The sequence below is a fragment of the Peribacillus sp. P4_C12 genome (assembly GCF_056402095.1).
The window spans coordinates 1-1,316 of the sequence record NZ_JBFUIB010000814.1; the positions used below are offsets into that span (position 1 = coordinate 1).

Annotated in this window: 1 protein-coding gene; it reads right to left on the reverse strand. The window is 37.5% G+C overall.

Translation table 11 applies throughout. The features are described from left to right. A partial coding sequence (locus AC1DUW_RS29240; protein WP_477644241.1) for a metallophosphoesterase occupies window positions 1-1,101 on the reverse strand: 1,101 nt, incomplete at its 3' end. Between the last annotated feature and the right edge of the window lie 215 nt (window positions 1,102-1,316).

Consider the following 1,316-nt stretch of genomic DNA (forward strand, 5'->3'; position numbering starts at 1 on the left):
TCCAAGAGCATTGTCACCAATAATGCCTTTGATAGGGTATCCGCCAGTCATTGGAGTAGCAGCATAACCCATGACTTCATTCAATTTTGGTCCAGCCATTTCTTTATATTTGGCTAGAATGGCACTAACCTCTGGATCAGGAGTTGCACCTTCTTGAATAACATCAACGATTTCTGCATGTTTTTCAACAATGTCTCCTGTAGCACGATCAATATTCAAATCAATATCCGCAAAGGATTTTCCATATTCCCAAGCTTGGACAATAAGTTTGTTGTCTACAATCGCATTGAGTTTCACATGGTTATGAGCAGCAATAATGACATCTACCTCGTCATCTACGTTCTTAGCTAAACTTGCAATTTGACCAGTGGCCGTTTCACCGCTTTGATTTCCAGGAACGTGAGCTAAAACGACAATTGCCTTAATTCCTTGTGCTTTTAGCTCCTCCGTATATTTATTAACAGCGGCAGCTTCGTCCGTGAAACGAATATCCTGAATACCTGAGGCCATCACCATATTAGGCGTTTCAACCGTAGCTACACCAATAAATCCAATTTTAACACCATCTACTTCTTTAATGGCATAGGGATCTAATATGAGCTTTCCGCTATCTTTGTATTCCACATTTGCAGCAATAACTGGAAAGTCCATCCCGTTATATCCTTGTGTGCCGTTCGGATGGTCACCGCCATTTACCATCCGAAGGAATTCTTGTGTACCTTTATCAAATTCGTGGTTACCTACAGTTCCTACATCAAATCCGATTGCTTCCATGATTTCAACAGTAGGTTCATCTCGAAGTAAAGCTGAAACCGGAGAACTGCCACCAATCATATCTCCAGAATGGATAATTAGCGTGTTATCTGGATTGGTTGCTTTACGGGCTTTTAAATAAGTAGCCAAATAATCAGCACGTCCGTAATTTACATTATTAATTGTTGCTGTTACATCAATCTTACCATGTAAATCATTCACCGAAAGTAATTTAACCGACACGGTATCTTCTGCATGCGCACGAATGGCAAGACTTGAGAAGATGGGTAGAACCAGTAGTGCAATAACTAGTAAATTAATAAATCTTTTACAAAATAGTTTTCTCAAAATTTCATTCCTCCTATTATTCCCCAATAATAATCTGGTTATTTATATAGAAGGTTAATTCCATGTTAATTTCATGTAAATTATCAGAAAATAATCGTTTTTACCTAGTGTCATGACTTTTAAATAGTTTCAAAGTCCAGATTTATCTAAGTTACAAAAACTAAAGCAGCTTAACTAGTAGCGGTGTATGGATAAATAATAGAATGATATATTAC